Source organism: Geitlerinema calcuttense NRMC-F 0142 (assembly GCF_030285425.1).
This window is the reverse complement of sequence record NZ_JASVEJ010000006.1, coordinates 1-24,831: the sequence shown is the minus strand read 5'-3', so window position 1 is coordinate 24,831 and position 24,831 is coordinate 1. Positions and strand designations below refer to the sequence as shown.

Here is a 24,831-nt window from a genome sequence, read left to right as displayed (position 1 = left end):
AGCTGTATTGCCTAGCCGTCCGGATAGAACTCGGCAATATTCTGACCGTCGATAAAATGATGTTCCATGTAGACGGCCGGAGGAAGCGGAGCGCCGCTCAGAATGCGCAGTGCGATCTCGATCAAGCGCTGACCATACAGCTCCGGGAAAAACGCTGTTGAGCCGATCACAGGCGAATGTGGATCGCGGATCTCAGCGCGGATCTGCCGGTCAGCTCCCTGCCCGACAATCGCTGTATTGGCAAAACCCAGCTCGCGCACCGCCTGAAGCACCCCGATCACAGCATCATCATTAAAGCAGACAAACGCCACCCGACTGATGGGGGAAAGCTGGCTCAGGACAGGCAGAACGTGCGTGTAGCTGGTCTGCGCGGCATTGCCGCTGTCAACGAAGATCAGCGCGTCATCCGGGATCGTCCCGATCATTTCTTCCAACCCGCTGAGCTGTCCCTGAATACGTGCGCCCGGCAGCGGCCCGGCACGACGCTCCTCCATCACGACCACGTAATCGACCCGGCTGTCCCAGTGCGCCCGAATCCACTGCCCCAGCGCGCGCCCCGCCATACTGCCCGCGGTAAAGTTATCGACGCCGAAATAGGTTGCGCCCACCATCGGAATATCAACCGCAATGACCGGGATCTGATGCTGCTTGAACTTGTTCATCAGCACATTGCCTGCAAGCTCATCGATCTGATACTCGATCACAAGGTCAACGCCGCGGTTGATGAGTTCGTCTGCCAGGCGGATAGCATTCTCGCCATCCAGATTGTTATCGACATAGATAATGTCCAGCTTGTCGCTCGCTTTCGCTGCTCGTTCCAGCCCGCGGCGAACATCAATCGAAAACGCAAGTTCCTCGCTGAGATTGGCAAACCCAATCCTGTAGTGACCGTTGGTATGATATTGGGGCATGAGAGACTGCACAGACGACTCGCCACAGATCGTCAGGGCGATGTTCGAATGGCGCAGCGTCTGCATCATTTCAGGCGAAATTCCATCATCCGTCACCAGATGGGTGATATCGCTGACCGCCGCAAACGACTTCAGTCCAACCCGCCCGAACTTGCTCGAATCCACCAATGCCACCACCTCTGATGAGGACTGAAGCACCTGTCGTTTCAGGTTCGCCTCTTCGAGGTCAGCTTCCATCAGTCCAGTTTCCATCGAAAAGCCGACGCACGAAATGAAGGCCCGGTGAATGCGCAGACCCTTCAGGATGTCCTGCGCGATATCGCCGGTCACCGCCAGTCCATCCGCGCGCAGATGACCGCCCAACAGGATAACCCGTTTGGTCGGGTCGCTGTTCAGCAGGCGCGCCGTCTCAATATGATTGGTCACAATCGTGATGTCCTGCCTATCAGCCAGGAACGTCGCCATATGATAGGCGGTCGTACTCGCATCCAGGAGGATCACGTCACCATCTGCCACAAGCTCGGATGCCCAGCGCGCCATCTTCTTCTTGGACTCCGCATTGCGATGCACACGGGAATCGAACAGGGGCAGCATCATATTGCTGCCATTGAACGGAATTGCTCCACCGCGTATGCGTGTGAGCAGACGCTGTTCCTCAAGAGCGGTCAGATCATTGCGGATCGTGCCTTCAGACGCATCCAGCGATTGCGCAAGCTCGGTAACGATGACTTTTCCATGCTCCTTCAGGCGCTGAAGGATGAGCTGCTGACGTTCATAGGTATTCATGCGGTCGTTTCCACTCGTCCCGAATTGCTCTGATTATAAGATACAGGCAAAAATTTGACACTTTTTGTTGAAACAGATATATTTCAACAAGTTTCAACAATTTTCACCAACTTTCGACAATTGTTCTGCGTGTAAGCAGTTTCACAGCGGTCAGCGAGAGGAGGGAAATACAGTATCAGAGGGGAAAAATTGCGTTTTCGTCAGCATTAACGAATTTGTTTGTAAGGAGACCCGTCATGACTTCAAGATCTGCCCTTGTACGCCTGCTTTCACTGCTGACTCTCGCCGCCCTGATCGCTTCAGTTCTGCCTTTCAGCCTGGGGATTGCCTTTGCTCAGGATGGAGACTGCCCCACCGCCAAAGACAGCTACGTCATTGGCTTCGCCAATCTGACAGAGGACATTGTCTTCACGCAGCTCGTTCGTGAAGGCATTCTGGAAACTGCGGAAGCGCTCGGCAATGTGGAAATCGTCCTCGCAGATAACCGGCTGGACGGCGCAACCGCCCTCGCCAACACTGAAAACTTCATCACCCAGGGCGTGGATGCGATCATCCACTTCCAGACGGATGAGGCTTTCGGCAATGTGATCATGGCGCGCGCCCGCGCTGCCGGCATCCCGGTTTTCGCCATCGATATTCCGATGCCCGGCGCAACATTCTTCGGCGCTGATAACTACTATGCTGGTCAGTTGGCAGGTGAGGCCCTTGCCGAATGGGTCAACGAAAACTGGGATGGGCAGGCGGATGCCATGCTGATCCTTGAACTGCCGCAGTCAGGCCCCATTCCAGCGGCGCGTATGCAGGGTATGGAAGAGGCTTTCCAGGAAAATGTCGAGACTCCGGTTCCGGCTGACATGATTTTCCGGCTGGACAGTCAGAATACCCAGGAAGAAGCCTTCCGTGTCGTGAGTGACACCCTGCCCGCTATCCCGGCGGATGCCCGCATCGTCGCCGTGACGATCAACGATGGCACAGCCCTGGGCACGATTGCCGCGGTTGAAGCCGCAGGACGCGCCGAAAACCTGATGGTCGTGGGGCAGAATGCCGATCCTTCCGGACAGGAAGAAATGATCAAGGAAAACAGCCGTTACCTGGGTGCTACTGCCTATTTCCCGGAGAATTACGGCGCGCAGCTTCTGCCAGAGGTGATCGCCACGCTCGAATGTGAACCGGTTCCCCCGTCCATCTTCATCGAGCACGTGTTCGTCAGCGCGGAAAACGTCTGCGATTTCTATCCTGAGAGCTGGCCGGATTACTGCGCTGAATAAACCGCTTTCGGTTTCGCGACTGATATAACCTTCGTTCGGGTGTGGAAGAGCGATCTCGCCTTCTGCACCCGAACACGGAACTGTTTTCTTCCTGTGGGAAATTTGTTACCAGAAGATAAGCTTCCATGTCCTTGGGTTTTCTGAACGCCGGGCGGGTACGCTCGATCACAGGCAGCCGTGACAGCCTGACGATTGTCAGCCTCTTCATCAGTTTGCTGGTGCTGTGCCTGTTCTTCGGCTCACAAACGCCGTTTTTCTTCACTCAGGCGAACCTGGAGACGCTCACCCGAACGATTGCCGTGGTCGGCATCACATCGATCGGCATGACGCTGGTGCTGATCTCCGGCGGCGTTGATATCTCGGTAGGTTCAGTGGCGGCCCTGGCTGGCGTTGTCACCAGCCAGCTCTGGCTCAATTCCGGTATCCCGCTTGGAGTCAGCGCCGTGATCGGCGTCCTCAGCGGGGGGCTGGTCGGGTTGTTCAACGGGATCATCGTCTCATACTTCAGGATTAATCCGCTGATCACCACGCTGGCGACGTTCTCTATCGTTCGCGGGCTGGCTTTCGTCCTGAGCGAAGGGCAGACCAATCTGCTCTCCAACGAGGCGTTCAACTTTCTGGGACGCGGCACAATCGCAGGCATCCCCTTCTCGCTGATCATCATGCTGCTGCTCTACGCCATTTTCGCACTGGTGCTGCGCTATACCGCTTTTGGGCGCAACCTGTATGCCATCGGCGGCAGCGCAGAAGCCAGCCGTCTGGCGGGAATTTCTGTCACGCCCCACCTGCTGATCGTCTTCATCATTTCCGGACTGCTGGCGGCGTTCAGCGGCATCATCAGTGTGTCTCAGCTTGCTTCCAGCGCGCCGCGCGCGGCGACAGGGCTTGAATTTACCGTCATCACCGCTGTCGTACTTGGCGGAACCAGCCTGGCAGGCGGCAAAGGCACGCTGATCGGCACGTTGATCGGCGTGATCATCCTCCGTGTTCTGGACAATGGTCTGGTACTGATGTCCGTCTCGTCCTTTTATCAGGAGGTGGCGCGCGGCGTGGTGCTGATCCTGGCCGTGAGTTTTGATCAGGTGCGGATCCGAATCGCACAGCTACAGCAAAGGCGGCGCAAGGCATGATTAACGCAGCCGCGCCCCTGCTCCAGATGCAGAATATCAGCAAAAGCTTCTTCGGCGTTCGCGTGCTCAACGGCGTCTCGTTTACGCTCCATGCCGGCGAGGTCCACGCGCTGCTTGGTGAAAATGGCGCAGGCAAATCGACGCTGATCAAGATTCTCAACGGCGATTATCAGATGGACAGCGGAGTCATCCTGATGGAGGGAAAGCCGGTTGATTTCCGCGCCCCGCGAGATGCAGAGGCACACGGCATCCGCATGATCTACCAGGAACTCCACTACGCGCCCGATCTTTCGGTGACAGAAAATCTGCTTCTCGGCAGCCTGCCCCGCCGCCGAGGTCGCTTCGGAAAGTTCATTATCGACTGGGCGCAGGCGCGGCGGATCGCCGCCGAACGACTGGCGCTGCTGGAACTGGACATTCATCCGGACAGCAAAATGCGCGATCTCAGCATCGTCGAGCGCCAGATCGTGGAGATCGTCAAGGCGCTTTCCGCAGAGGCACGCATCATCGTGATGGATGAGCCGACGGCGGCGCTCACCCCAACCGAAGTTGAGCATCTGTTCCGTATCATTCGTGATCTGCGGCAGAAAGGGGTCGCGATCATCTACATCTCACACCGGCTGGATGAAATCTTCCAGATCGCGCAGCGCGTCACCGTGCTGCGAGACGGGAATCTCGTCGGAACAGAACCGATCGAATCCCTCACGATGGCATCCGTTGTCGAGATGATGGTCGGGCATGAGATCAAAAAACGGCATGCGCCGCACGCCGAAATGGATGCCGGACGCAATATCGTGCTTGAGGTCAGCGGGCTGACCCGTTACGGAGCTTTTGAGGATATTTCCCTTCAGGTACATGCGGGCGAAATTCTGGGAATCTTTGGCCTGATCGGTTCCGGTCAGTTCAGCCTGACGCAGAGTATCTTCGGTGCAGAACCCTATAACGAAGGCAGCATCCGCGTGGACGGGCAGACGGTCAGCATCCACAGCCCGCGAGACGCTCAGCGCGCAGGCATCGGCTTTGTGCCCATCGATCGCAAGGTGCGCGGTCTGGTCATGGGGCAGAGCGTGCGAAGGAACACAACGCTTTCCAACTGGAAGGCACTCTCGATCCTCGGTTTCTTCCGTCAGCGGACCGAAAGGCAGCATACCCAGCACTGGATCGACAGTCTCGGCATTCGCATGGCTGGCGGGATGGAAGTGCCGATTCGCTATCTCAGCGGGGGCAATCAGCAGAAGACCGTGCTGGCGCGCTGGCTGGAAGCCCGCGTCCGTGTGCTGATCCTCAACGAGCCGACATGGGGGGTCGATGTCGGCGCGCGATCCGATATTTATGATCAGTTGGACGCGCTGGCTGCACAGGGACTGGCGGTGCTAATGGTTTCATCTGACATTCAGGAAGTGCTGATGGTGAGTCATCGTATTCTGACGATCTATCGGGGGCGCATCTCTGGAGAATTCACGCGAGAGAATGCCTCGCAGACCGCGCTTTTAGCCGCCGCCGCAGGAGAAACGGTATGAGCATACGCGCTGAGCCGAAAGCAGCGGGTCTGAGCCGCAGCCGTCTGCGCTCATCAGGAGTGCAGGAACTGATCGCGCTGGTGATCATGCTGGCACTCATCATACTGGTCATGTCTCGCGGAACCTCGCTGTTCCTGACGCCGAGAAATATCACCAACCTTCTGCTTGATACCACCACAGTGAGCATTATCGCTGTGTTCACCACCATGCTGATGATCAGCCGTGGATTAGATCTGTCGGTAGCGTCCACCGCCGCGCTGTGCGGCGTCATCATCGGCTCGATGCAGCAGATCCCCGGCTTGTGGACCGGTGTGCTGACGGCGCTCGGTGTCGGCGCGCTGGTCGGCTTCATCAACGGCTTTCTGGTGACATACATCGGGATCAATCCGCTGATTGCCACGCTCGGCATGCTGTCGATCGCGCGTGGACTGGCGTTTGTGATCGCCAATGGGCTGACGATCCCTGTCTTTGATCGAACGGGTGAACAGACGCAAATCTATGAGGCATTCACTCAGCTATCGGAAGGCACGATTGCAGGCATTCCGATCCCGATCCTTGTTGCCGTCGGGTTGTTCGTGATCGGCATTGTCGTGCTGCGTTACACCACCTATGGGCGCGCCATGTACATGATTGGCGATAACGAGGAAGCAGCTTACCTGGCAGGGCTGCCCGTTCGGCGCTATCGCATGACCGCTTACATTTTGTCAGGGCTGAGCGCTGCCGTCGCTGCCGTTTTCCTGACATCGCGCCTGTATGCTGCTGATCCTAACGCTGCGCCCAACATCGAACTGACGGTCATCACAGCCGTGGTGCTGGGCGGGACGAGCCTGGCAGGTGGGCAGGGGAACCTGGTCGGGACGCTGCTCGGCGTGCTGGTGCTCAGCAGCCTGCTCAACGGTATGCGACTGCAAAGCGTCTCGACGGAAATGCAAAATATCGCGCAGGGTCTTGTGCTGCTGCTGGCAGTCGGCATCGATCAGGTGCGCCAGGGGAAGATCCAGTTCGGGCTGATCCGCGTGTTCAGGCGTGGCAGATAACACCATTTCGCAGGAGATCAGAATGCAGAACACAAAAGCAAAAATCGGCGTCTTCGGCATTGGGCTGGCGGCATATTGGCCCCAGTTCGAGGGACTGAAGGAACGCCTGGAACGCTATCAAAAGCAGGTTGAAGCGCGCATCGCCGAAATGGGCGCAGAGATCGTCTCCGCCGGGCTGGTCGATGATGCGCCTGGCGCTCGCGAGGCGGGCGATCTCTTCACGCGTGAAAATGTCGATCTCATCGTGTGCTATGTCGGAACCTATTCCACATCGTCTCAGGTTCTGCCGGCTGTTCAGCGACGCCGCGCCCCCGTGCTGATTCTGAACCTTCAGCCGATCCCCGCGCTGGACTATCTGGACACCGACACAGCGGAATGGCTCGCCAACTGCTGCGCCTGCTGTGTGCCGGAAATTTCGAATGCGTTTGCCCGCAGCCGCATTCAGTTCAATGTCGTTTCCGGGCTGCTCTCTCCGGCAGATGGTCACGCGCAGCAGTACTATGAGCGCGCCTGGAACGAGATCGAGGAATGGATTCAGGCTGCATCCGTGATGCGCTCGGTCAGCTACAGCCGCATCGGTTTTCTCGGCCATACCTATCCCGGAATGCTGGATATGTATTCCGATTTCACCATGCATCACGCCCAGCTCGGCACACATATCGAAGTGCTCGAAATGGACGACCTGCACAAGCGTGTCAGCGCGGTCACCGATGCTGAGATCAGCGCCAAGATCGACGAGATCGGCCGCGTGTTCGATATTGCCGAACCGGGGCGCGACCGCATCTCGATGCCTGTCACCGAGGAAGCGATGCAGTGGACGGCGCGCGTCGCCGCCGGGCTGGACAGGCTGACTCAGGATTTCGACCTGCACGGGCTGACGTACTACTATCGGGGACTGGACGGCAACCCCAACGAGGAACTGGGCGCATCGCTGATCGTCGGCAACTCACTGCTGACGGCGCGCGGCATTCCTGCATCCGGCGAGGGCGACCTCAAGACCTGCGTCGCCATGATGATGATGGATCGCTTCCGGGCAGGCGGTTCCTACACCGAATTTTACGCGATGGACTTCAACGAGGATTTCATCCTGATGGGGCACGACGGTCCAGGGCATATCGCCATCAGCGACGAGAAGCCGGTGCTGCGCGGGCTGGGGCTGTATCACGGGAAGCGTGGCTATGGGATTTCGGTCGAGTTCAAGGTCAGGACGGGACCGATCACGATCCTGGCGATGACGCAGACCGCCGACGGACGGCTGAAGATGCTTGCCGCCGAGGGGGAATCGATCCCCGGCGACACCATGAAGATCGGCAATACCAATTCACGGCTGAAATTCAGCCTTGATCCGGCAGCCTTTATGAATGCATGGTGCGAAGAAGCCCCGACGCATCACTGCGCACTGGGGATCGGGCATCAGCTTGGCAGGATTCGCAAACTGGCGCGCCTGCTCAACCTTGAACTTGCGGTGATCGGATAAGGAAGAAAACGATGAAACGTGTGGGCTTTCTGCTGAAGGTGCGCCAGGAACTGATCGAGGAATACAAGGAGCATCATCGCAGTGTCTGGCCGGAAATGCTCGCGGCGCTGAGAGAGGCGGGCTGGCACAACTATTCGCTGTTCATGCATCCGGATGGAACTCTGTTCGGCTATTTTGAGACGCCAGAGTCGCTGGAAGCTGCCACCGCCCGTATGGCTGAAACGGAGGTCAACGCGCGCTGGCAGCAGATGATGTCACCGTACTTCGAGATCCCGCCCGGCGCGCAGCCGGACCAGGTGCTGATCGAGCTGGAAGAAGTTTTTCATACCGACTGACAAGAATCATGGGGCTGGGCCGGCTTCTGTCTCTGAACCGCGCCTGCCATGACATTTCTTGAACTTCAGCCCGCTGCCGCAGGGGCAGGGATCATTGCGCCCAGCCGCGGCGAAGCGCGCAGCCAGCGCTTCATCCTTGGCCCGCTGCCAGAACATGACGCCGGCGGGCGCGCGACGCTGGCGAAGCTGCTCAGCCATGAAGCGCATCGGCTCATCAATGTGTGTGAAAAACATTCTGTACCCGGCACACAGGTAGTTCAGGCCGGGTTCGCCATCTGGCGTGCTGATAAAGCGATCCTTCGGACAGCCGCCGTTGCAAACAAATTTCACAGGGCAGGCACGACAGTACGCAGGCAGCGTTTCGCGCTTGGCAAGCCCGAAGGTCCGCTGCTGATCGGAAACGACGATTTCCGACAGGGGGATATTGATCAGATTGCCGACGAAGTGCTTCGGCTCGACGAAGTGATCGCACGAGTACACGTCGCCATTGTGTTCAAGCGCCAGCGCCGACCCGCATGTTTCCTCAAAGATGCATAATCCGGGACGGTCGCCAAACCACGCAGCGAGCGCCACATCAAAGATCTGCACAAAGACGCGCCCGACATCGCGGCGCACCCATTCATCGAAGACTGCTGTCAGGAAACGCCCATACTGCTCCGCGCCCACGCTGCGGGGCGTGACCGCGCTGCCTTCCTGAAAACCGGTCTCGTTGGCGCGTTCCACGATCGGGATGAACTGGATGAACGACGCCTTCACATCATCCCGCAGGAAGCGATAAATGGTCAGGGGGTGATCGCCATTGGCGGCGTGGATGGTCGTCAGAATGTTAAATTCCACCCCGTGTTTTTGCAGCAGCCGGATGCCTTTCATCACACGCTCAAACGTGGGCGCGCCCCCTTTATCCACGCGATAGGCATCGTGCAGCGGCTGAGGCCCGTCCAGGCTGACGCCGATCAGAAAGTCGTGCTCCCGAAAGAACGCGCACCAGTCATCATCAAGCGTAACGGCATTCGTTTGCAGCGTATTGAGGATACGCATGCCCGGTTTGCGATGCTTCTGCTGGTAGCTGACCGCCTGACGATAAAAATCCAGCCCCATCAGAGTCGGCTCGCCGCCCTGCCAGGCGAACGTGATTTCATCGACCGGCTGCGACTCGATATACTGCCGCGTATATTCTTCAAGGACGGTTTCCGACATACGGAAGTCACTGCCGGGATACAGGCGTTCCTTGCTCAGGAAGTAGCAGTACTGACAATCGAGATTGCAGATCGCGCCGCGCGGCTTGGTCATCAGATGAAAAGGGATGCGCTGGACGCTGACCTGTGAATCGGTCATCAGAAATTACCCTTTGACGGCTCCCGCAGTCAGCCCCTGAATGAAATTGCGCTGAAACAGCAGGAAAATGATCAGGATGGGAAGGGTTGCCAATGTAGCTACAGCCATCATTTCTGCCCAACGATACTGAAATTCCTGCAGGAAAACCAGGCTGATGCCCGCGGGCAGCGGGCGCATATCGGTTGACGATGTGAACGAAAGCCCCATGATGAACTCGTTCCACGATGTGACGAAGCCGAAAATTGCCGCTGCCGCCAGCCCCGGCCGCGAGATCGGCAGCACAATGCGTACAAAGGTGTGGAACGGGCTGGCGCCATCGATATAGGCCGCTTCCTCAATTTCGCGCGGCAGCGAATCAAAGAAGCTTTTCAGCAGCCAGACTACGATGGGAAGCGTGATCACTGTGTGACCGAGAATCAGCGCCCAGTACGAGTTAAGCAGGCGAAGCTGGCTGAAGAGTGTGTACATCGAGATCATCAGCAGTGGCAGCGGAAACGCCATCGTTGCCAGGAAAAACAGCAGCAGCGCATTGCTGCCCCGAAACGGAAACCGAGACAGCGCGTAGGCCGCCATGCTTCCGGCAAGGGTGGACAGTACCATCGTCCCCAGCGCAACGATCAGGCTGTTGGCGAAGAAACGCAGCAGCGTCGCGTTGAACGCCGTCAGGTAATTGTCCCATGAGATCTGATTGGGGATCCATGTCGCCGGAATGGCGAAAACCTCAGCCGGCGTCTTCATCGACGTGGAGAGCATCCATGCAATCGGGAACAGCATGACCAGCAGAATCACAAGGATGAGCAGATAAAGCGGGACTTCCTGACGCATACGACGAGCAAAATGGCTTTCCATGTATCGGCGTCTCCCTGCTGGCTAATCCTGCTGTGGGCGAACCAGCACACGCAGATAGAAAATGGCGAAGATGGTCAGAAAAATCAGCCACAGCACGCCGGTCGCTGAAGACAAGCCAAACTCCCAGCGCTGAAAAGCCGTGCGATAGGTATACAGGCTGAGCGTCGTCGTGGCGTTGATCGGCCCACCCTGCGTCAGGATCCAGGGCAGTGTGACCTCCTGAAACAGGCGCACCGCCTGAAGCAGTGCCGTCACCAGCAGAATGTTGCGCAGCAGCGGCAGGATGACGAAGAACAGCCGGCGGAAATACCCAGCGCCATCAATGGATGCGGCTTCGATCAGCTCCTCAGGCACGTTCTGCAAGGCAGCCAGAGAGACCACCATCGTAAACGGTATCGTTCGCCAGGTGAACGCCTGGATGACCATCGACTGTGCCAGGTGCGGCTGTGCCAGCCACTGGAGCGAGCTGTCGATCAGCCCGACACTGCGCATGAGTTGATTGACAATGCCGTAATCGGTGCTGAACATCCATCCCCACAGGATCGTGACTGCGATCCAGGGCACGATCCACACCTGAAAAATCGCTGTACGGAAGAACCATCTGCCGCGCAGCTTCGTATTGAGGATCAGCGCGATCACAAACCCGATCACCAGCGCCAGCGCGATCGAAACGCCAACGAGGTAAAGGCTGTTGCCCAGCACTTCCCAGAAAAGGGGATCGTTCAGCAGGCGGGTATAGTTCTCAAGCCCGACATCCCGAACATTTCGGCGCAGGGGTGAGGTGTTGGTAAAGCTCAGCGAGATCCCATTGATCAGCGGATACAGGATCAATGCGCACAGGATGAGCAGGCTGGGAAGCAGCAGCAGAGCGACGAACCCATAGCGCTGGCGTTTGTTGACGATCATCAGTTTGCTCTCATCGGGAAATAGCCGGGGACCCCAGACGGCATCCCCGGCCGTTTGAACTGGACTAGTCGTACAGGAGCAGGTCGCTGATCACCCGCGAGGCATTCTCCAGCGAGGCAGCCGGATCGCTTCCATTCATCACTTCCTGCAGCGCCAGAGACAGCGCATCCGCGATCGCGTCCCACTGGGCGTTTTTCACGGGTACGCCATTTGAGTAATTCAGCGCTTCAACGAAGATCTGGGTGTACTCGTCTTCGGCAAACGCGCCGCTCCTCAAAACCTCCATGTTTGCCGTCGAAAGCTGGGCGCTGACTTCAAAATACTGCGTCACAGCCTGCGGATCGTTCGTCACGAATTCGATGAACTCGGCGGCGAGATCCTTGTTCTGCGATTGCTCGGTCACCACCAGCATATGATTGTTGGCGATCTGGCGGATGTTCCCGTCAGGGCCGGCTGGCATCAGGCTCACCCAGACATCGCCATCTTCGGCAACCGTCACAGCGCCGTCAGACAATGTGAGGACATTACCACGTGCCCACGGACCTTCGAAGATGAAAGCTGCGCGCCCCTGGGCGAACGTATTGCGCGTCTCGTTGATGTTGAAGCCGTTCGGAATGCAGCCAGACGCCACTTCTTCCTGTATCCACTGGAGCGCAGCAGCCGACTCCGGGCTGTTGAGAACAACTTCGCCATCCTCATTGATCAGCTCGCCGCCAAAACCCCAGATGACCGGCAGAAGCCAGTGACCGGAATTGGGATTGCGCGCAGTGCGCATCGCCAGCCCATACACCGGCGATCCATCAGCACGCGCAGGCAGCGCGCATACCGCGTCGATCGCCGCCTGAAGATCCGCCCAGGTCTCGATCGGAGCATCCGGATCGACTCCGGCTTCAGTCAGCAGTGTTCGGTTGTAAACCAGCACAATCGGGCCTGGAACCCAGGGAATCCCGCGCAGGGCATCATCGAAGGTGGCCGATTCCAGCATGGCAGCCGGGATCGGCTCGATCACGGCGGGATCAAGCAGGTCATCGAGCGGAGCCAGCGCGCCCAGACCATGCAGAACGGGTGACCAGCCGGAAACAATCTGAATCACATCCGGCGCATTGCCGCCGAGAATAGCAGTAGTCGCCTGGTTGAGCGTATCTTCAAACGGCGTCGCCACATAGTCGATCGTCACGCCGGGATTGCGCGCCTCAAACTCGCTGACCATGTATTCCCACGCCGGAAGATACTGTTCAAACAGACCGATCCAGCCCATCACGCGCAGGGTGCGATTTTCCTGAGCAGGCACTGCGGGAACGATGCTCAGGACGACGATGAACAAAGCGAGCAGTACAGCAATACGTCTTTTCGAAATCATTGGGTAATCTCCCCACTCATGGACAAACTTCTCGTTCAAAAAATGTCGTCAGGAACCCAGTACACCCCGGCGCGCCCCATTTGGGCTTCAAGCCACTTGCCAAGCCGATCATCTTCTGTGGCTTGACGCCATGCCAGCAGGCGCTCCCGATATGCAGCAATCACCTCCTTTCGAGACGGATCCTCAGCCAGGTTACAGAGTTCCGAAGGGTCTTGACGAAGATCGAACAGCATGTCCGGCAGGCCATTGAAATGAACATACTTGTAGGCTTCGTCCCGAATCATCCAGGCGCGGCAGCGATTGACCGGCAGCCGGAGGATGGCGGATGTCCGGTAAAAGCGGAAATCCCAGTCTCCAAACACAGCATCACGCCACGAGTCCGGCTGCGCCCCTCGCACGATGCCGAGCAGGCTGCGCCCCTGAACAGCGGGCGGGATGGAAATATTCAGCGCTTCAAGGCAGGTGGGCATGAGATCGATGCTCTCCACCCACACATCCTGCACACTGCCGCGCGTGCCGTCGGCACGCGGATCCGGATCGACGATGATCAGCGGAACCCGGATGGCTTCCTCGTAGAACAGTTCCTTCTCGAATAACCAGTGATCACCCATGTATTCACCGTGATCCGAGACAAAAATGATCAGCGTATCATCCAGGCGGCCCCGCGCCTCAAGATGAGCCATCAGCCGCCCGATGTGGGTATCGATCTCGGTGATCAGGCCGTAGTAGGTGGCGCGCATGTTCCGCCAGGTCTGCTCGTCGTCAAGCGCGAGACCGCGGCGTTCCTCACGGAAAGGCTGAAGGATGGGATGTGGGTTGGTGCGTTCGTGTTCTGCCCGATTCGGCGCGGGGACATCAGCCGGGTCGTAAAGCGTGTTATAAGGAACTGGAGCGACATTCGGCCAATGTGGCTTGAGATAGGACAGATGCAGCAGCCACGGCGCATCTCCCGCGTCATCAATAAACGCCATGGCGCGATCGGTCATAAAAGCGGTATCGCTGTCTGCCTGATCGTAAACCGTCGGCAGGCGGCAGTTCTCAAAACGCCAGCCGTTGCGCCGTGCGCCATCCGGAGCGGTGACCTGGAAAGCTGCCAGCATCGGATTTTCAAACGGCAGGTCATAGCCCCGGCTGTGAAGATGCTGCATCCAGCCCTCGCCCCAGAAATCGTTGACTTCCCACGGCTCAAAACCTGCATGGCGCAGCCGTTCCCGGACGGGCTCCACCACCTGCAGGCGCTCCAAAGTCGCCTCATCGGCGGTCATATGCGTCTTGCCACACAGAGCGGCACGGACGCCGGCATTACGCACAACTTGCCCAAGCGTCTGCTCATCGATCGCCAGCGGTATTTCGTTCCAGTAGGTTCCGTGCGCATGCGTATACCGACCAGTGTAGAAACAGGCGCGGCTCGGCCCGCATACTGCGGTCTGGACATAGGCGCGGGAAAAGCGAACGCCGCGTTTTGCCAGCCGATCGAGATTGGGAGTCTGCACCACCGGATGCCCGTCGATGCTCAGGCAGTCAGCGCGCATCTGATCGACCATGATGAACAGGACATTTCTGATCTCAGCCATGATCAGGCATGCCCCTTTTTGAGCGGCAGCCAGCTATCTGCCTCAACGCTGTCCCGCAAGAGCTGACGCAGCAGCTCCTCACGTACTTCCGTGAGCGCCGGATCGTCCCAACGGTTGTGAAGCTCGCGCGGGTCGCTGCGCAGATCGAACAACAGCCCAGCTTCAGCCCTTTCATAAAATGTCAGGGCAAAGGCTTCACTGCGGATATGGCGCAGCCGATCCGGCAGATAGCTGCAGTCATACTCGATATACACATGGTCGCGATGCCTGACCGGCTCGCCAAGTGCCGGCTGAAGGTACGATCGCCCCTGAATGCCGGCATACGGGGAAATGCCCGCAGCGTCCAGCACGGTGGGGACAAAATCAACTGCAGAGACAAAACTCTCGTTCACCTGCCCGCCTTTGCCTGACGGAACACGCCAGATCAGCGGCACACGCAGCAGACCATCAAAGGGATAGGGACCCTTGTTGATCAGCCAGTGATCGCCCATCAGATCGCCGTGATCGCTCATGAAGATCACGATGGTATTCTCACGCAGACCGAGGCGATCGATCTCCGCCAGCACACGCCCAATCTGATCGTCGATCATCGAGATCATGCCGTAGGTATGGGCGAAGATTTCGCGATAATCGGCATCGCTGATCTGCGCGCCGCCTTCCAGCCCGCCGGTGGTGATCTGTCCCTCATGGCTGGCACGGAAATAGGCGGGCAGATCATCAAGCTCACCAGCGCGGCGCGCAGGCGCAAACGTGATCGAGGCTGGATCATACTGCTCGCTGTAGGGAGCAGGTGGCATATAAGGATGATGCGGATCGGGAAACGAACACCAGATGAAAAACGGCTGTTCTGCATCCCGCGTGCGCAGATATTCGATCGTGTGGTCGGCGATGAGCGTGTTGTAATGCCTGCTCTGAGGGATCGCCGCCTTCCACGACTCGCGCACCCCTGAGGGGGTCACTGCTGCCCGATCGATATTCAGCAGGGCATGAACTTCTTCACCCACTTCGTGTTTGTAATGACCGAAAATGTAAGGACCGTGCCCACAGGTCAGGTAGACCTGCTCAAATCCGTAGTAGGGCACGGGGATGTCTGTATGCTCCTGCCAGTATTCCGGCGTCTCGTAGATTTCGAATGGCGCAGGCGGCGTATGTCGTTTGATGCTGTAGGGCACGAGATGCAGCTTGCCAAACGACGCCGTGTGATAGCCCTGCTGTCGCAGAACTTCCGGCAGCGCAGGCAGTTCAGGCGACAGCCCGATGCCGTTCTCACGTACCCCGTGCGCTTTGGGATACATGCCGGTGAACAGACTGGCACGGTTGGGCATGCACAGCGGGTTGGCAACGTAGGCGTGTGTGAAACGTACTCCTTCAGCGGCGAGGGCATCAATATGCGGCGTCTGCACATCAGGATTGCCGTAGCATCCCAGATGATCAGCCCGCTGCTGATCGGTGACAAAACAGAGAATATTGGGGCGCGAGGTCAGCACGTGCCTGCTCAACGAAGTCCTCCTGTTCGCGGCGCAGAAGTCGTCTCGCGGATCACCAGACGGGTATCCATCATACGGGAAACAGGCTGCTCACCCTGGCGAACGCGCAGGAGCATCGCCACCGCCGCTTCACCCCACAGTTCTACAGACTGGTCGATAGTGGTCAGCGGCGGCGTGGTGTCCGCTGACTGCGGCAGATTATCAAAGCCGATGATCGAAATATCCTGCGGAACGCGCAGCCCCATCTGCCTTGCAGCCTGAAGCGCGCCGATCGCCATCCGATCGTTATTCACCAGCAGCGCCGTGATTTCCGGATGATGGGTGAGCAGATAATGCGCCGCAGCCAGACCGCTTTCTGAAGTGAAATCCCCATCCCGTCGATAGAACGTCTCCGTTGAAACCCCCATGCGACTCGCCACATCCATGACGCCGCGCAGACGCAGGCGCGCAGCATAATGCGAATTGTCGGGCAAGCCGATCACGCCGATATGACGATGCCCAAGCTGAAGCAGATGCTCCGCCTGAAGCGCCCCGCCGAGATAATCGTCTCCGTTGACGAAATAGGGATGTTCGCGATTGCCGATCACGACCGCAGGAATGCCAAATTCCAGCGCCGGCTCAAGCAGTGAGAAATTGACGTTTTCGTCGTGGATGATCAATCCGTCCAGATAGCCGCTGCTGAGGAGCTGCATGTAATGCTCGTCGAGCGCACCGTTGACATAGCGTGGCGAACTGAGCAGCAGATGATAGCCCCGTTCACTGCACGCAATTTCGATATGAGTCAGGATTTGCAGCACACGCAGCGCGGTAAAGGGCGTATCGACGACGCGCGGCGACACGAAGCCGATGATGTTGGACTGTCCGGAGATCAGGGAACGCGCTGCCAGGTTGGGTCTGTAACCGATCTCGCGCGCGGCATTTAAAACACGCTGGCGCGTTTCATCGCTGAAACGACCATTCCGATCACGGGTGAGGATGCGGGATGCAGTAGAAACAGAAACCTGTGCTTTTTCAGCAACGTCTTCCAAAGTAGGCATAAATCTATCGTATTTCCGTATTTCATATTTTGCGACAACGTTGCGCAAGGAATATAGCGTAATTATTAGGCGTTGTCAAAAAGTTGTTTCTACCGCTCAAATCACCGTCCAGATGCCCGCTGGGCCTGCATGTTTCTGAACCACCCCCATACGCTATACTCCACTTTTCATGACCAACCCTGTCAGCAAGGAGTGCCTGTGACGATGAAAACCATCCCTGTCGCCCATACCGATCTGGAAGTCTCCGAGATCGCCCTCGGCTGCATGCGCATCCATGAGCTGCCGCTGGAGGGGATCGCCAACCTCGTCCACACCTCGCTGGATGAAGGCGTAACATTTTTCGACCATGCAGATATTTACGGCGGCGGACAGTCAGAAGCGAAATTTGCCGAAGCCATTCAGATGTCACCCAGCCTGCGAGAGAAGATGATCCTTCAGAGCAAATGCGGTATTCGCCCGCGCTCGTTCGATTTTTCGAAAGAGCACATCCTGGCAGCCGTGGATGGCAGCCTGAAACGCCTGCGCACGGATTATCTGGACGTGCTGCTGCTCCACCGACCGGACGCGCTCGTCGAGCCGGAAGAAGTTGCAGAAGCGTTCGATATCCTTGAGGGCAGCGGCAAGGTGCGCTACTTCGGCGTCAGCAATCAGAATCCGATGCAGATCGAGCTGCTCAAACGCTACGTCCGCCAGCCGCTCGTCTTCAACCAGCTTCAACTGAGCATCACCAACACCGGCATGATCGATGCCGGGCTGACAGTCAACATGAAGATCGACGCCTCGATCGACCGCGACGGCAGCATCCTCGATTACTGCCGCCTGCACGATATCACGATCCAGCCGTGGTCTCCATTCCAGTACGGCTTCTTTGAAGGGGTGTTCCTCGATAATGACAAATTCCCGGAGCTGAACCGGGTGATCAACGATCTGGTTGCCTCGAAGGGCGTCCCAAACACCGCCATCGCGATTGCCTGGCTGCTGCGTCATCCTGCCCGCATGCAGCCGATCGTCGGCACGACTAATGCCCAGCGCCTGAAGGATATCTGCAAGGCATCGCAGATCACCCTCTCGCGGCAGGAGTGGTACGACATTTATCTGGCAGCGGGCAACATTCTGCCGTGAGAGATGCGCTGTTACTCATGCAGCAGCAGCAGGCAAAGCGCTTGACAGAACTGAACAATTGTTCTATTCTGTAAACAGCCTGGCACATATCACAAGGGATACGATCATGAGTGAAGTCCGTGTTCTGGTTGGCACACGCAAGGGCGCATTCATCCTGCGCTCAGATGAACGGCGCAGGGAATGGAAGGTTGAAGGCCCCCACTTCCCCGGCTGGGAGATCTATCACATCACCGGTACGCCCTCTGACCCGAACCGGCTGTACGTCTCACAGTCAGGCGGTTGGTTCGGGCAGGTGATCCAGCGCTCAGACGACGGCGGAGCCACGTGGGAAGCTGTCAGTAATGAATTCAGGTACGACGGCGTGCCGGGCACACATCAGTGGTATGACGGCACACAGCATCCCTGGGAATTTACCCGCGTCTGGCATCTGGAGCCGTCGCCAACCGATCCGGACTCGATCTACGCAGGTGTGGAGGATGCCGCCCTGTTCCATTCCAGCGATGGCGGCAAAAGCTGGCGTGAGCTTTCCGGTCTGCGCAATGTGAAATCGAACCTGTGGCAGCCGGGGGCAGGCGGCATGTGCCTGCACACGATCATCCTCAGCCCGGATGACCCGAACCGCATTTACGTCGCCATCTCGGCGGCGGGGGCTTTCCGCAGTGATGACGGCGGCACGACCTGGAAGCCGATCAACCGGGGACTGCTGTCAGAAGGCGAACTGCCCGACGCCGAAGCAGAAGTCGGGCACTGTGTCCACAGTATCGCGCTGCATCCCTCGCGGCCGAACACCCTGTTCATGCAGAAGCACTGGGACGTGATGCGTTCCGATAACGGCGGCGATCTCTGGCATGAAGTGAGCGGAAACCTGCCCAGCGATTTCGGTTTTCCGATCGGCGTGCATGCGCATGAACCAGAAACGATCTACGTCGTGCCGATCACCAGCGATTCCTATCACTTCCCGCCCGATGGCAAACTGCGCGTTTACCGCAGCCGTTCCGGTGGCAATGAGTGGGAAGCGCTCACCAACGGCTTGCCTCAGGAAAACTGCTACGTGAACATCCTGCGCAACGCCTTCGCCGTCGATAAGCTGGAATCGTGCGGTATCTACTTTGGGACGACGGGCGGGCAAATCTACGTCTCCGCCGATTCCGGCGATCACTGGATGCCGATCGTCCACGATCTGCCGCCCGTGCTGTCGGTTGAGGTGCAGGTGCTGTCATGATCATCCGTGTGACCCTGCCGACGCATCTGCGGACGCTGGCACAGGTGACAGGCGCGGTCGATCTTGATGTGCCGGAGCCGGTCACACAGCGCGCCATCCTGGACGCGCTGGAGGCGGCTTACCCGATGCTGCGCGGCACGATCCGCGATATTTCGACGCATGAACGCCGGGCGTTCGTCCGCTTCTTCGCCTGCGGAGAGGATCTCTCTCATGAGCCGCCGGATGCCAGCGTGCCGGACGATGTGGTGAAGGGCAAAGAACCGTTCCGCATCATCGGAGCGATGGCCGGTGGCTGAGAAACATCTGGTTTCACTCATCATGCTGATCGACTGCGTCCGCGATGAATGCGGCGCAGTCGTTTTGCTCTTACCCGGTGATCTGGCATCCACGCTGCGCAGCCAGATCAGCCGGGGCAACGACGGATTATCCAGAACCTACAGCAGTTACAGCGCGTGGAAAAAAACCTCCAAAGCGCTGTTCTCGTGGCGTCCGCCCGGCAGTTTCAGCAGCGATCGATCCGCTCAGGAACGGCTGCGCAGTGAAGCCGCCAGCATCTTTCAGGCACAGACAGAAAAACTTCATGTGGAGGGCTGGCAGATCCAAACCACTGATCAGGATCGCGGCTGGCGAATTACAGTCTTTGAACGTTCCGGCACAGTGATCCCCTAGCTCACATCAAACACGCTCGGCCAGATCAGCCTGCCGGGCAGCCGCTGACCTGATTTCACCTGCGCGATGAAGTCATGCAGCGGCGTATCCTCCGTCAGCGGGATCGCCATCGCTGCATCCCACGGATCGACCTTCGCGCCGTTGAAAAATGCCGCCGAAGCCGAAGCCGGGTGCAGCGGCAGGGTGAGCATCCGCTGCCCCGCCTGAGCGGCACACCACGCGATCATCTGGCGCGCGGACAGCGCATCCCCGGACAGGAACATGAGCGGAGCATGCGGCCGGCGCGTGTCGATCCGGGTGTAGCCGACGATCTGCCCATCCCGCTCATAAATGCGCGGCTGGACAGCCGGGTTCGGGCTGAGCCAGTCGATCAGCGTCGGTTCCGGCTCCGCCGAGAAATCGACGCCGCCTTCCTCATGCAGCCAGAGCGCCATCAGCGCGGGCAGGTCAGCCTCGGTCACCGTGCGGACAGTCAGGCTGTCTGCTGGAGCGCCTTCCGCCTCGGAGTCAACTTCAACTGAAGCCGTCCCGAACAGCCCCATGACATAGCCGAATTTCGGATAGTAGTCCGTGTGCCCCAGCAGCAGGCTCAGTCCGTAACCTTTGTCTCGTACCACCTTGTGCCCCGCCTCGATCAGCGCCCTGCCGATCCCCTGCCGCTGATAGCCCGGCAGCACCGCCACGGGTGCGAGGTTGACCGCATCGAGCGTCTGCCCCATCAGACGGATGCGCATCGGGTTGAACATGATGTGACCGGCGATCTGCCCATCCAGTTCTGCAACGAGGCAGAGATCAGGATCGTAGGCGCGCCGCTGCCGCACCAGGCTGACCAGATGCGATTCGTCGATGCGCTCATGAAACGCGAGGATATTGAGGCGGGCGAGCGCCGCATAATCAGCAGTAGTTTCCGGTCGAATCTTCATCAGTGTGTTTTTCCTCTCCTCAATAAGAGAACAGCGCCGGGCGGGATCCCGTCAGGTGCTTTCAGCAAGGGCAGTACTTTATGAGTCGCGCGTATTTGGAAATGCTGTATAGTTGATTTCCGTGACAGACACGCGAAGCCCATCGTAGTCCTCACCAATTTTTACCCGTTTTAATCCACAGGAGATCCTATGAATTCGCTTTACCGAAAATTTATGGTTTCCGTCGTTGTCCTGCTCATGCTCGTCGCCGCCGTGATGCCCGTTTTCGGGGGAGCCAGCAGTATCGGGCTGAACGCACAAACCGTCGGCTGCACTATCGTGATCGATTTCAGCATGCCAGCGCCGCTGATAGTGCGGCTGGACGGCAAGTCTTTCGCCAAATTTGCAGCCGGTACAATAGTGTCGAACATAGTCTATGTGAACATCTTTGACGATGGCAATCTGCTCGCTTCCTTTATGGTTAGCGGGGATATCGGGCAACCTCAGCAGGTGATCTATACCGTGGATCGGTATTATGATGATGAAGATATCGGTATCTATGTCGATACCGACGGCACTGGCTTTGGTTACACCTACAATGCTATCGAGCCCTACGGTGTTCCCAACTCGGTCTATGATTCGTGCCAGAGTGAAGCCATCCCCACCGTTGCCTCACCTGCATGCCCGTATCCGCTGTCACCCACCACACTCGGTCAGGGGCGCGTGATCTTCCCGACGCAGGTCTTCTGGGATGCTTCATACGACACGCTGACCGATGTCGTCCTGCCGGTAGGCACGTCATGGTGGATCATCGAAGCGCGTGATGGATTCTACAAGCTGTTCGTCGCCTGTCAGGCGCAGTATGTCTGGGTTCCAGCAGAAGCGCTGGGCGCCAATTTCGATGTCGTCTGGGGCGGACGCCCGCTGCCACCGGCGGGCAATCTGCCAGAATAAGTTTTTTGCCTGTCACTGGCAAACAAACGGGCGCGGCTCTTTTCAGGGTCGCGTCCGTTCTGATTCTTGCACCTGTGCCGAAAAGCTTACCGCCACTGCGCATCCAGCAGAAGCTGACCGCCCGAATAATCGCTCAGCCATGCCGGGTTAAACGTCACCAGGTTAAAGGCATTCAGCCCGGCTGCCCCTTCGATCACAACCGCCATCCCGTCCGGCGAGACCAGCCCCGCCACCGCCCCAGATACCACCGGGATCGGCTGACAGCCGCCGCTGCTCAGGCACGCCAGATCGATCACGTTGACCGCGCGATCGGCCGGATTATTCGGGTCAGCGGTGTAGCTGGTATAGGCCAGCGTGCCGCCGGAGATATGCAGGACAGTGCCGGGAGCTGCATTGATGCCAAGCAGGCTGGCGCTGCTCAGGCAGTTGCCTGCGTTCAGGCAGCTCAGCGAAACCGCATAAATCCCGTCGCCATCGCGATAGAAGGCAAAGCCGCTCTCGGTCTGGATATCCGTCGCCGTCGCTGGCGCAAGTTCAACGCCGGTCTGAAGTGGGTTCCCGGCACATGAAGATGCCAGGCACGACAGATCAGTGACCCGCGCAAAACCGGTTGCATCGCGGTAGATCAGCGCGGTGGAGCCGGGAATCCACGCCAGCGGCGTGATCGGCGCGCTCCGCCCGCTGTCAAGCGTCACTGTCGCCCCGGTCGGCGCATAGGTCACATTGAGGATCGCGCTGCCCTGATACCCCCATGTCGCCACCAGCGGAGCCGCGCTCGACCATAACCCGCTTGAGCGGGCGGCAGCGTCATTCGTGCCCGGCAGCGCAAACAGGGAACCGGTCGTCAGCCCGTAGATCGCGTAGCGTCCATCAGCCTGCTGGAAAAGCAGATACTGCCCGTCGGCAGACAGGCTGCTGGGGCGCTGAAGGTTGGGGCGATCGTCGCCATACGGCGAGATCAGTCGGACGGCCCCCTGACCGGTGATCACAGGAGTCGCACCGCCGCCATTGGCATCAAAGAGCGCGATCGTATCCGCATAGCCGACGAACACGCCGCCGCCATCCCGCCGCCACACGCCGCCGCTCAGATTGCTGGCAGGCACACGCCCGATCTCGATCAGGCTCTGCGTGGCGATCGTGCCGACGCGCAGGCTGGCTTCCCCACCAGCATTGACGGCAAAGAACAGACGCGATGCATCCGGCGACCAGGCAAAGCCGACCGGCTCCGCCAGTTGTTCACCGGGATTGGTCATGATCCAGCGATAGGATCCGTCCGCGCTGCCCACGATCAACTGACTGCCCGTGTTGACGAACGCCACGAGCGAATTCCCCTGAGCGTAAACCGGCACAGCGGCAAGGATCAGCAGAACGAACAGCGCGCTGAACGCATATAGGGTTGTCAGTCGTGTGCGCATTCGGCAGCCCTTTCAATATTGAACCTGCATCAGCATGCCGGTTATTACAAGTATCAGTAGCATAACGCGATTCAAGGCTCTGGATCCCCCCATTTTCAAGGGATAGACAGCCTGCACACCTCAATTTTTAGGAGGTTAAGGCTTTCTGAAAGTTACGAAGGCTTTCCGATCGATTCACATTAAATCGTGTTAAGCTATCAACTATTGACCTGACCGTCCTAATCAGGTGAGATTGAAGGACTTTATCGTATGCGCAGGTTCGCTTCGTTTCCATTCCTCGTCGTTGCGCTGCTCGTCGTCGCGGGCTGCCAAAGCCTGCCCGGACTTCGCGTGCTGACAGGTCAGGATAATCCTCAATCGATTGCAGAAACCGCCGTACAGGCTGGCGATCTCGTCATGGCAGATAAATCCGGCGGCACAGACCCTGGCTTATCCGCAGCGGCAGACCGGATCGAAGCCGCCAGCGGCGCTGTAGACATCATCGAGATTCGCGAGGATTTTGAAAACCGCGTTTTCACGGTCAGCATGTTATTCAACCCGCCGCAGACCGACAATTCCACGCAGGGGCAGATCGCCCAGCTCGACGCGCTGCGCCGCGCCTTTGAACTGACGTGGGTCGGGACGATGCGCGAGAGCGTCAACGCGGATATTCTGCGCGTCACTCTGCTCGCTCCGCAGTCAGTGACCACGCTCGACAGCGGCAGAAGCTTCATCGGCATCGTCATCGCCAACGCGCAGATCGAGCGCTCGGCAGCGCAGGCGTATCTCCAGGGAGAACGTTCGCTGAACACCTTCTTTGACATGATCGCTAACGGCACGCTGATCTACGAGAGCGCCAGCAGTGTTCAGTTGTATGAAGGCTCGCCCAATCATCCGCTGTTCATGCTGTCGGCGGCGGGTTCGCTCTGAAGCCGCCAGCACAGGTTGTTCGTCCGTTTTCCCCCACAGCCAGCCGCCCGTTGTGCTGATGGGGGAAGCGGAAAATCGGAAAGCCGCTTTCCAGACGTATACAGATCATCGAGTTCCTTACGGATAGCTGTATGTCAATTGCGAAGCCCACCAACTTATCGCCCGATCCTGAACCCAGACGTTTTAGCTGGCAGGAAGAAGAAACACTGGTCGATAAGCGAAGGAAACTTCCCTATCGTATCCGTCGTTTCTTCGCCCGCCGCTGGCTGCTGCTGCTGATCATCGCTTTCACGATAGCCGTCCTGCTCAATGCGCAGCTTGCCGCCGCCGTACAGACGCCGCTGGCCTACATCCCCTTCATCATCGGTCGCATGTGCCTGATGGGCAGCCTGCTCGGTTTCCAGTTGATCGCCATGTTCTGGTTCCTCAGCCGCACGCGCATGTACACCATCTGGCCCGGTCAGGAAGGCGTCAGCTTCAAGGATTATCGCGGGCAGCCGGAACTGCTCGAACAGGCAAAACAGATCGTGACGCTGCTGCGCGGCGTGCGCGTCTTTGAGGAAGCCGGCGGCGAGCCGCTCAACGGCCTGCTGCTGGAAGGCCCGCCCGGCACGGGCAAAACCTGG

General features: G+C 58.4%; 22 protein-coding genes and 1 pseudogene. 13 read left to right on the top strand and 10 right to left on the bottom strand.

Annotated elements, in window-relative coordinates; genetic code table 11:
* Window positions 1–11: 11 nt before the first annotated feature.
* Window positions 12–1,697 carry a substrate-binding domain-containing protein gene (locus QQ055_RS01835; protein ID WP_285965072.1) on the bottom strand — a complete coding sequence of 562 codons (1,686 nt, stop codon included), beginning with the start codon at window positions 1,695–1,697 and terminating at the stop codon, window positions 12–14.
* A gap of 236 nt (window positions 1,698–1,933) precedes the next feature.
* Here QQ055_RS01835 and QQ055_RS01830 point away from each other — a divergent pair, with 236 nt between their 5' ends.
* The 6 genes from QQ055_RS01830 to QQ055_RS01805 all read left to right on the top strand — a co-directional run bounded on the left by QQ055_RS01830 (window position 1,934) and on the right by QQ055_RS01805 (window position 8,464).
* Entirely contained in the window at window positions 1,934–2,965 is a 1,032-nt protein-coding gene (locus tag QQ055_RS01830; RefSeq protein ID WP_285965071.1) for a sugar ABC transporter substrate-binding protein, read from the top strand.
* A 125-nt stretch (window positions 2,966–3,090) separates the two neighbouring features.
* The gene (locus QQ055_RS01825; protein WP_285965070.1) at window positions 3,091–4,095 is read left to right on the top strand and encodes an ABC transporter permease; all 1,005 of its coding nucleotides are present in this window, start codon (window positions 3,091–3,093) and stop codon (window positions 4,093–4,095) included.
* A complete protein-coding gene (locus tag QQ055_RS01820; RefSeq protein ID WP_285965069.1) occupies window positions 4,092–5,615 on the top strand; it encodes a sugar ABC transporter ATP-binding protein in 1,524 nt (507 codons plus the stop codon). The genes QQ055_RS01825 and QQ055_RS01820 overlap by 4 nt, the downstream gene beginning before the upstream one ends.
* Window positions 5,612–6,652, top strand: a complete 1,041-nt coding sequence (locus tag QQ055_RS01815) for an ABC transporter permease (RefSeq protein WP_285965068.1) — start codon at window positions 5,612–5,614, stop codon at window positions 6,650–6,652. The genes QQ055_RS01820 and QQ055_RS01815 overlap by 4 nt, the downstream gene beginning before the upstream one ends.
* A gap of 22 nt (window positions 6,653–6,674) precedes the next feature.
* Window positions 6,675–8,129 (top strand): L-fucose/L-arabinose isomerase family protein, encoded by a 1,455-nt coding sequence (locus tag QQ055_RS01810; RefSeq protein WP_286004121.1) that lies wholly within the window; start codon window positions 6,675–6,677, stop codon window positions 8,127–8,129.
* Window positions 8,130–8,140: 11 nt separating this feature from the next.
* Entirely contained in the window at window positions 8,141–8,464 is a 324-nt protein-coding gene (locus QQ055_RS01805) for an L-rhamnose mutarotase (RefSeq protein ID WP_285965066.1), read from the top strand.
* 6 nt (window positions 8,465–8,470) lie between these two features.
* Here the strand turns inward: QQ055_RS01805 and QQ055_RS01800 are convergent, their stop codons facing one another.
* From QQ055_RS01800 to QQ055_RS01770, 7 genes are all read right to left on the bottom strand, one after another.
* Complete coding sequence (locus tag QQ055_RS01800; protein ID WP_285965065.1) at window positions 8,471–9,799, bottom strand: anaerobic sulfatase maturase; 1,329 nt, start codon at window positions 9,797–9,799, stop codon at window positions 8,471–8,473.
* 6 nt (window positions 9,800–9,805) lie between these two features.
* Window positions 9,806–10,648 carry a carbohydrate ABC transporter permease gene (locus QQ055_RS01795; RefSeq protein ID WP_285965064.1) on the bottom strand — a complete coding sequence of 281 codons (843 nt, stop codon included), beginning with the start codon at window positions 10,646–10,648 and terminating at the stop codon, window positions 9,806–9,808.
* A 21-nt stretch (window positions 10,649–10,669) separates the two neighbouring features.
* A complete protein-coding gene (locus QQ055_RS01790) occupies window positions 10,670–11,554 on the bottom strand; it encodes a carbohydrate ABC transporter permease (protein WP_285965063.1) in 885 nt (294 codons plus the stop codon).
* A gap of 64 nt (window positions 11,555–11,618) precedes the next feature.
* A complete protein-coding gene (locus QQ055_RS01785) occupies window positions 11,619–12,953 on the bottom strand; it encodes an ABC transporter substrate-binding protein (RefSeq protein WP_285965062.1) in 1,335 nt (444 codons plus the stop codon).
* Entirely contained in the window at window positions 12,950–14,488 is a 1,539-nt protein-coding gene (locus QQ055_RS01780) for an alkaline phosphatase family protein (protein ID WP_285965061.1), read from the bottom strand. Before QQ055_RS01780 ends, QQ055_RS01785 begins: the two co-directional genes overlap by 4 nt.
* 2 nt (window positions 14,489–14,490) lie before the next feature.
* Window positions 14,491–15,987, bottom strand: coding sequence for a sulfatase family protein (locus QQ055_RS01775; RefSeq protein ID WP_285965060.1), 1,497 nt, complete (start codon window positions 15,985–15,987; stop codon window positions 14,491–14,493).
* Window positions 15,984–17,003 (bottom strand): LacI family DNA-binding transcriptional regulator, encoded by a 1,020-nt coding sequence (locus QQ055_RS01770; protein WP_286004120.1) that lies wholly within the window; start codon window positions 17,001–17,003, stop codon window positions 15,984–15,986. Before QQ055_RS01770 ends, QQ055_RS01775 begins: the two co-directional genes overlap by 4 nt.
* A gap of 213 nt (window positions 17,004–17,216) precedes the next feature.
* On the opposite strand from QQ055_RS01770, the gene QQ055_RS01765 reads away from it, so the two are divergent.
* The 4 genes from QQ055_RS01765 to QQ055_RS01750 all read left to right on the top strand — a co-directional run bounded on the left by QQ055_RS01765 (window position 17,217) and on the right by QQ055_RS01750 (window position 20,025).
* Window positions 17,217–18,134, top strand: coding sequence for an aldo/keto reductase (locus QQ055_RS01765; protein ID WP_285965058.1), 918 nt, complete (start codon window positions 17,217–17,219; stop codon window positions 18,132–18,134).
* Between the two features lie 106 nt (window positions 18,135–18,240).
* Window positions 18,241–19,356 carry a WD40/YVTN/BNR-like repeat-containing protein gene (locus QQ055_RS01760; protein WP_285965057.1) on the top strand — a complete coding sequence of 372 codons (1,116 nt, stop codon included), beginning with the start codon at window positions 18,241–18,243 and terminating at the stop codon, window positions 19,354–19,356.
* Complete coding sequence (locus QQ055_RS01755; RefSeq protein ID WP_349775307.1) at window positions 19,356–19,652, top strand: MoaD/ThiS family protein; 297 nt, start codon at window positions 19,356–19,358, stop codon at window positions 19,650–19,652. The genes QQ055_RS01760 and QQ055_RS01755 overlap by 1 nt, the downstream gene beginning before the upstream one ends.
* Complete coding sequence (locus QQ055_RS01750) at window positions 19,645–20,025, top strand: hypothetical protein (RefSeq protein ID WP_286004119.1); 381 nt, start codon at window positions 19,645–19,647, stop codon at window positions 20,023–20,025. Before QQ055_RS01755 ends, QQ055_RS01750 begins: the two co-directional genes overlap by 8 nt.
* On the opposite strand, the gene QQ055_RS01745 is transcribed toward QQ055_RS01750, so the two are convergent.
* Window positions 20,022–20,948: a GNAT family N-acetyltransferase gene (locus QQ055_RS01745; protein WP_286004118.1), complete on the bottom strand. Its 927-nt coding sequence runs from the start codon at window positions 20,946–20,948 to the stop codon at window positions 20,022–20,024. The genes QQ055_RS01750 and QQ055_RS01745 overlap by 4 nt on opposite strands.
* Before the next feature lie 189 nt (window positions 20,949–21,137).
* On the opposite strand from QQ055_RS01745, the gene QQ055_RS01740 reads away from it, so the two are divergent.
* On the top strand, window positions 21,138–21,881 hold the full coding sequence (locus QQ055_RS01740; RefSeq protein WP_286004117.1) for a hypothetical protein: 744 nt from the start codon (window positions 21,138–21,140) through the stop codon (window positions 21,879–21,881).
* Between the two features lie 86 nt (window positions 21,882–21,967).
* Here QQ055_RS01740 and QQ055_RS01735 read toward each other — a convergent pair whose 3' ends face one another.
* Window positions 21,968–23,296, bottom strand: coding sequence for a TolB family protein (locus QQ055_RS01735; protein ID WP_286004116.1), 1,329 nt, complete (start codon window positions 23,294–23,296; stop codon window positions 21,968–21,970).
* Between the two features lie 249 nt (window positions 23,297–23,545).
* Between QQ055_RS01735 and QQ055_RS01730 the strand changes: the two genes are divergently transcribed.
* Both QQ055_RS01730 and QQ055_RS01725 read left to right on the top strand, forming a co-directional pair.
* Window positions 23,546–24,205, top strand: coding sequence for a hypothetical protein (locus QQ055_RS01730; protein ID WP_286004115.1), 660 nt, complete (start codon window positions 23,546–23,548; stop codon window positions 24,203–24,205).
* Between the two features lie 131 nt (window positions 24,206–24,336).
* A pseudogene (locus tag QQ055_RS01725) lies at window positions 24,337–24,831 on the top strand (AAA family ATPase); the annotation flags it as partial.

What these genes read in the sequence shown, in the direction of transcription:
- QQ055_RS01835 (WP_285965072.1), bottom strand. Translation starts at nt 1,697, where the DNA reads ATGAATACCTATGAACGTCAGCAGCTCATCCTTCAGCGCCTGAAGGAG.
- QQ055_RS01830 (WP_285965071.1), top strand. Translation starts at nt 1,934, where the DNA reads ATGACTTCAAGATCTGCCCTTGTACGCCTGCTTTCACTGCTGACTCTC.
- QQ055_RS01825 (WP_285965070.1), top strand. Translation starts at nt 3,091, where the DNA reads ATGTCCTTGGGTTTTCTGAACGCCGGGCGGGTACGCTCGATCACAGGC.
- QQ055_RS01820 (WP_285965069.1), top strand. Translation starts at nt 4,092, where the DNA reads ATGATTAACGCAGCCGCGCCCCTGCTCCAGATGCAGAATATCAGCAAA.
- QQ055_RS01815 (WP_285965068.1), top strand. Translation starts at nt 5,612, where the DNA reads ATGAGCATACGCGCTGAGCCGAAAGCAGCGGGTCTGAGCCGCAGCCGT.
- QQ055_RS01810 (WP_286004121.1), top strand. Translation starts at nt 6,675, where the DNA reads ATGCAGAACACAAAAGCAAAAATCGGCGTCTTCGGCATTGGGCTGGCG.
- QQ055_RS01805 (WP_285965066.1), top strand. Translation starts at nt 8,141, where the DNA reads ATGAAACGTGTGGGCTTTCTGCTGAAGGTGCGCCAGGAACTGATCGAG.
- QQ055_RS01800 (WP_285965065.1), bottom strand. Translation starts at nt 9,799, where the DNA reads ATGACCGATTCACAGGTCAGCGTCCAGCGCATCCCTTTTCATCTGATG.
- QQ055_RS01795 (WP_285965064.1), bottom strand. Translation starts at nt 10,648, where the DNA reads ATGGAAAGCCATTTTGCTCGTCGTATGCGTCAGGAAGTCCCGCTTTAT.
- QQ055_RS01790 (WP_285965063.1), bottom strand. Translation starts at nt 11,554, where the DNA reads ATGATCGTCAACAAACGCCAGCGCTATGGGTTCGTCGCTCTGCTGCTG.
- QQ055_RS01780 (WP_285965061.1), bottom strand. Translation starts at nt 14,488, where the DNA reads ATGGCTGAGATCAGAAATGTCCTGTTCATCATGGTCGATCAGATGCGC.
- QQ055_RS01765 (WP_285965058.1), top strand. Translation starts at nt 17,217, where the DNA reads ATGAAAACCATCCCTGTCGCCCATACCGATCTGGAAGTCTCCGAGATC.
- QQ055_RS01760 (WP_285965057.1), top strand. Translation starts at nt 18,241, where the DNA reads ATGAGTGAAGTCCGTGTTCTGGTTGGCACACGCAAGGGCGCATTCATC.
- QQ055_RS01745 (WP_286004118.1), bottom strand. Translation starts at nt 20,948, where the DNA reads ATGAAGATTCGACCGGAAACTACTGCTGATTATGCGGCGCTCGCCCGC.
- QQ055_RS01740 (WP_286004117.1), top strand. Translation starts at nt 21,138, where the DNA reads ATGAATTCGCTTTACCGAAAATTTATGGTTTCCGTCGTTGTCCTGCTC.
- QQ055_RS01735 (WP_286004116.1), bottom strand. Translation starts at nt 23,296, where the DNA reads ATGCGCACACGACTGACAACCCTATATGCGTTCAGCGCGCTGTTCGTT.
- QQ055_RS01730 (WP_286004115.1), top strand. Translation starts at nt 23,546, where the DNA reads ATGCGCAGGTTCGCTTCGTTTCCATTCCTCGTCGTTGCGCTGCTCGTC.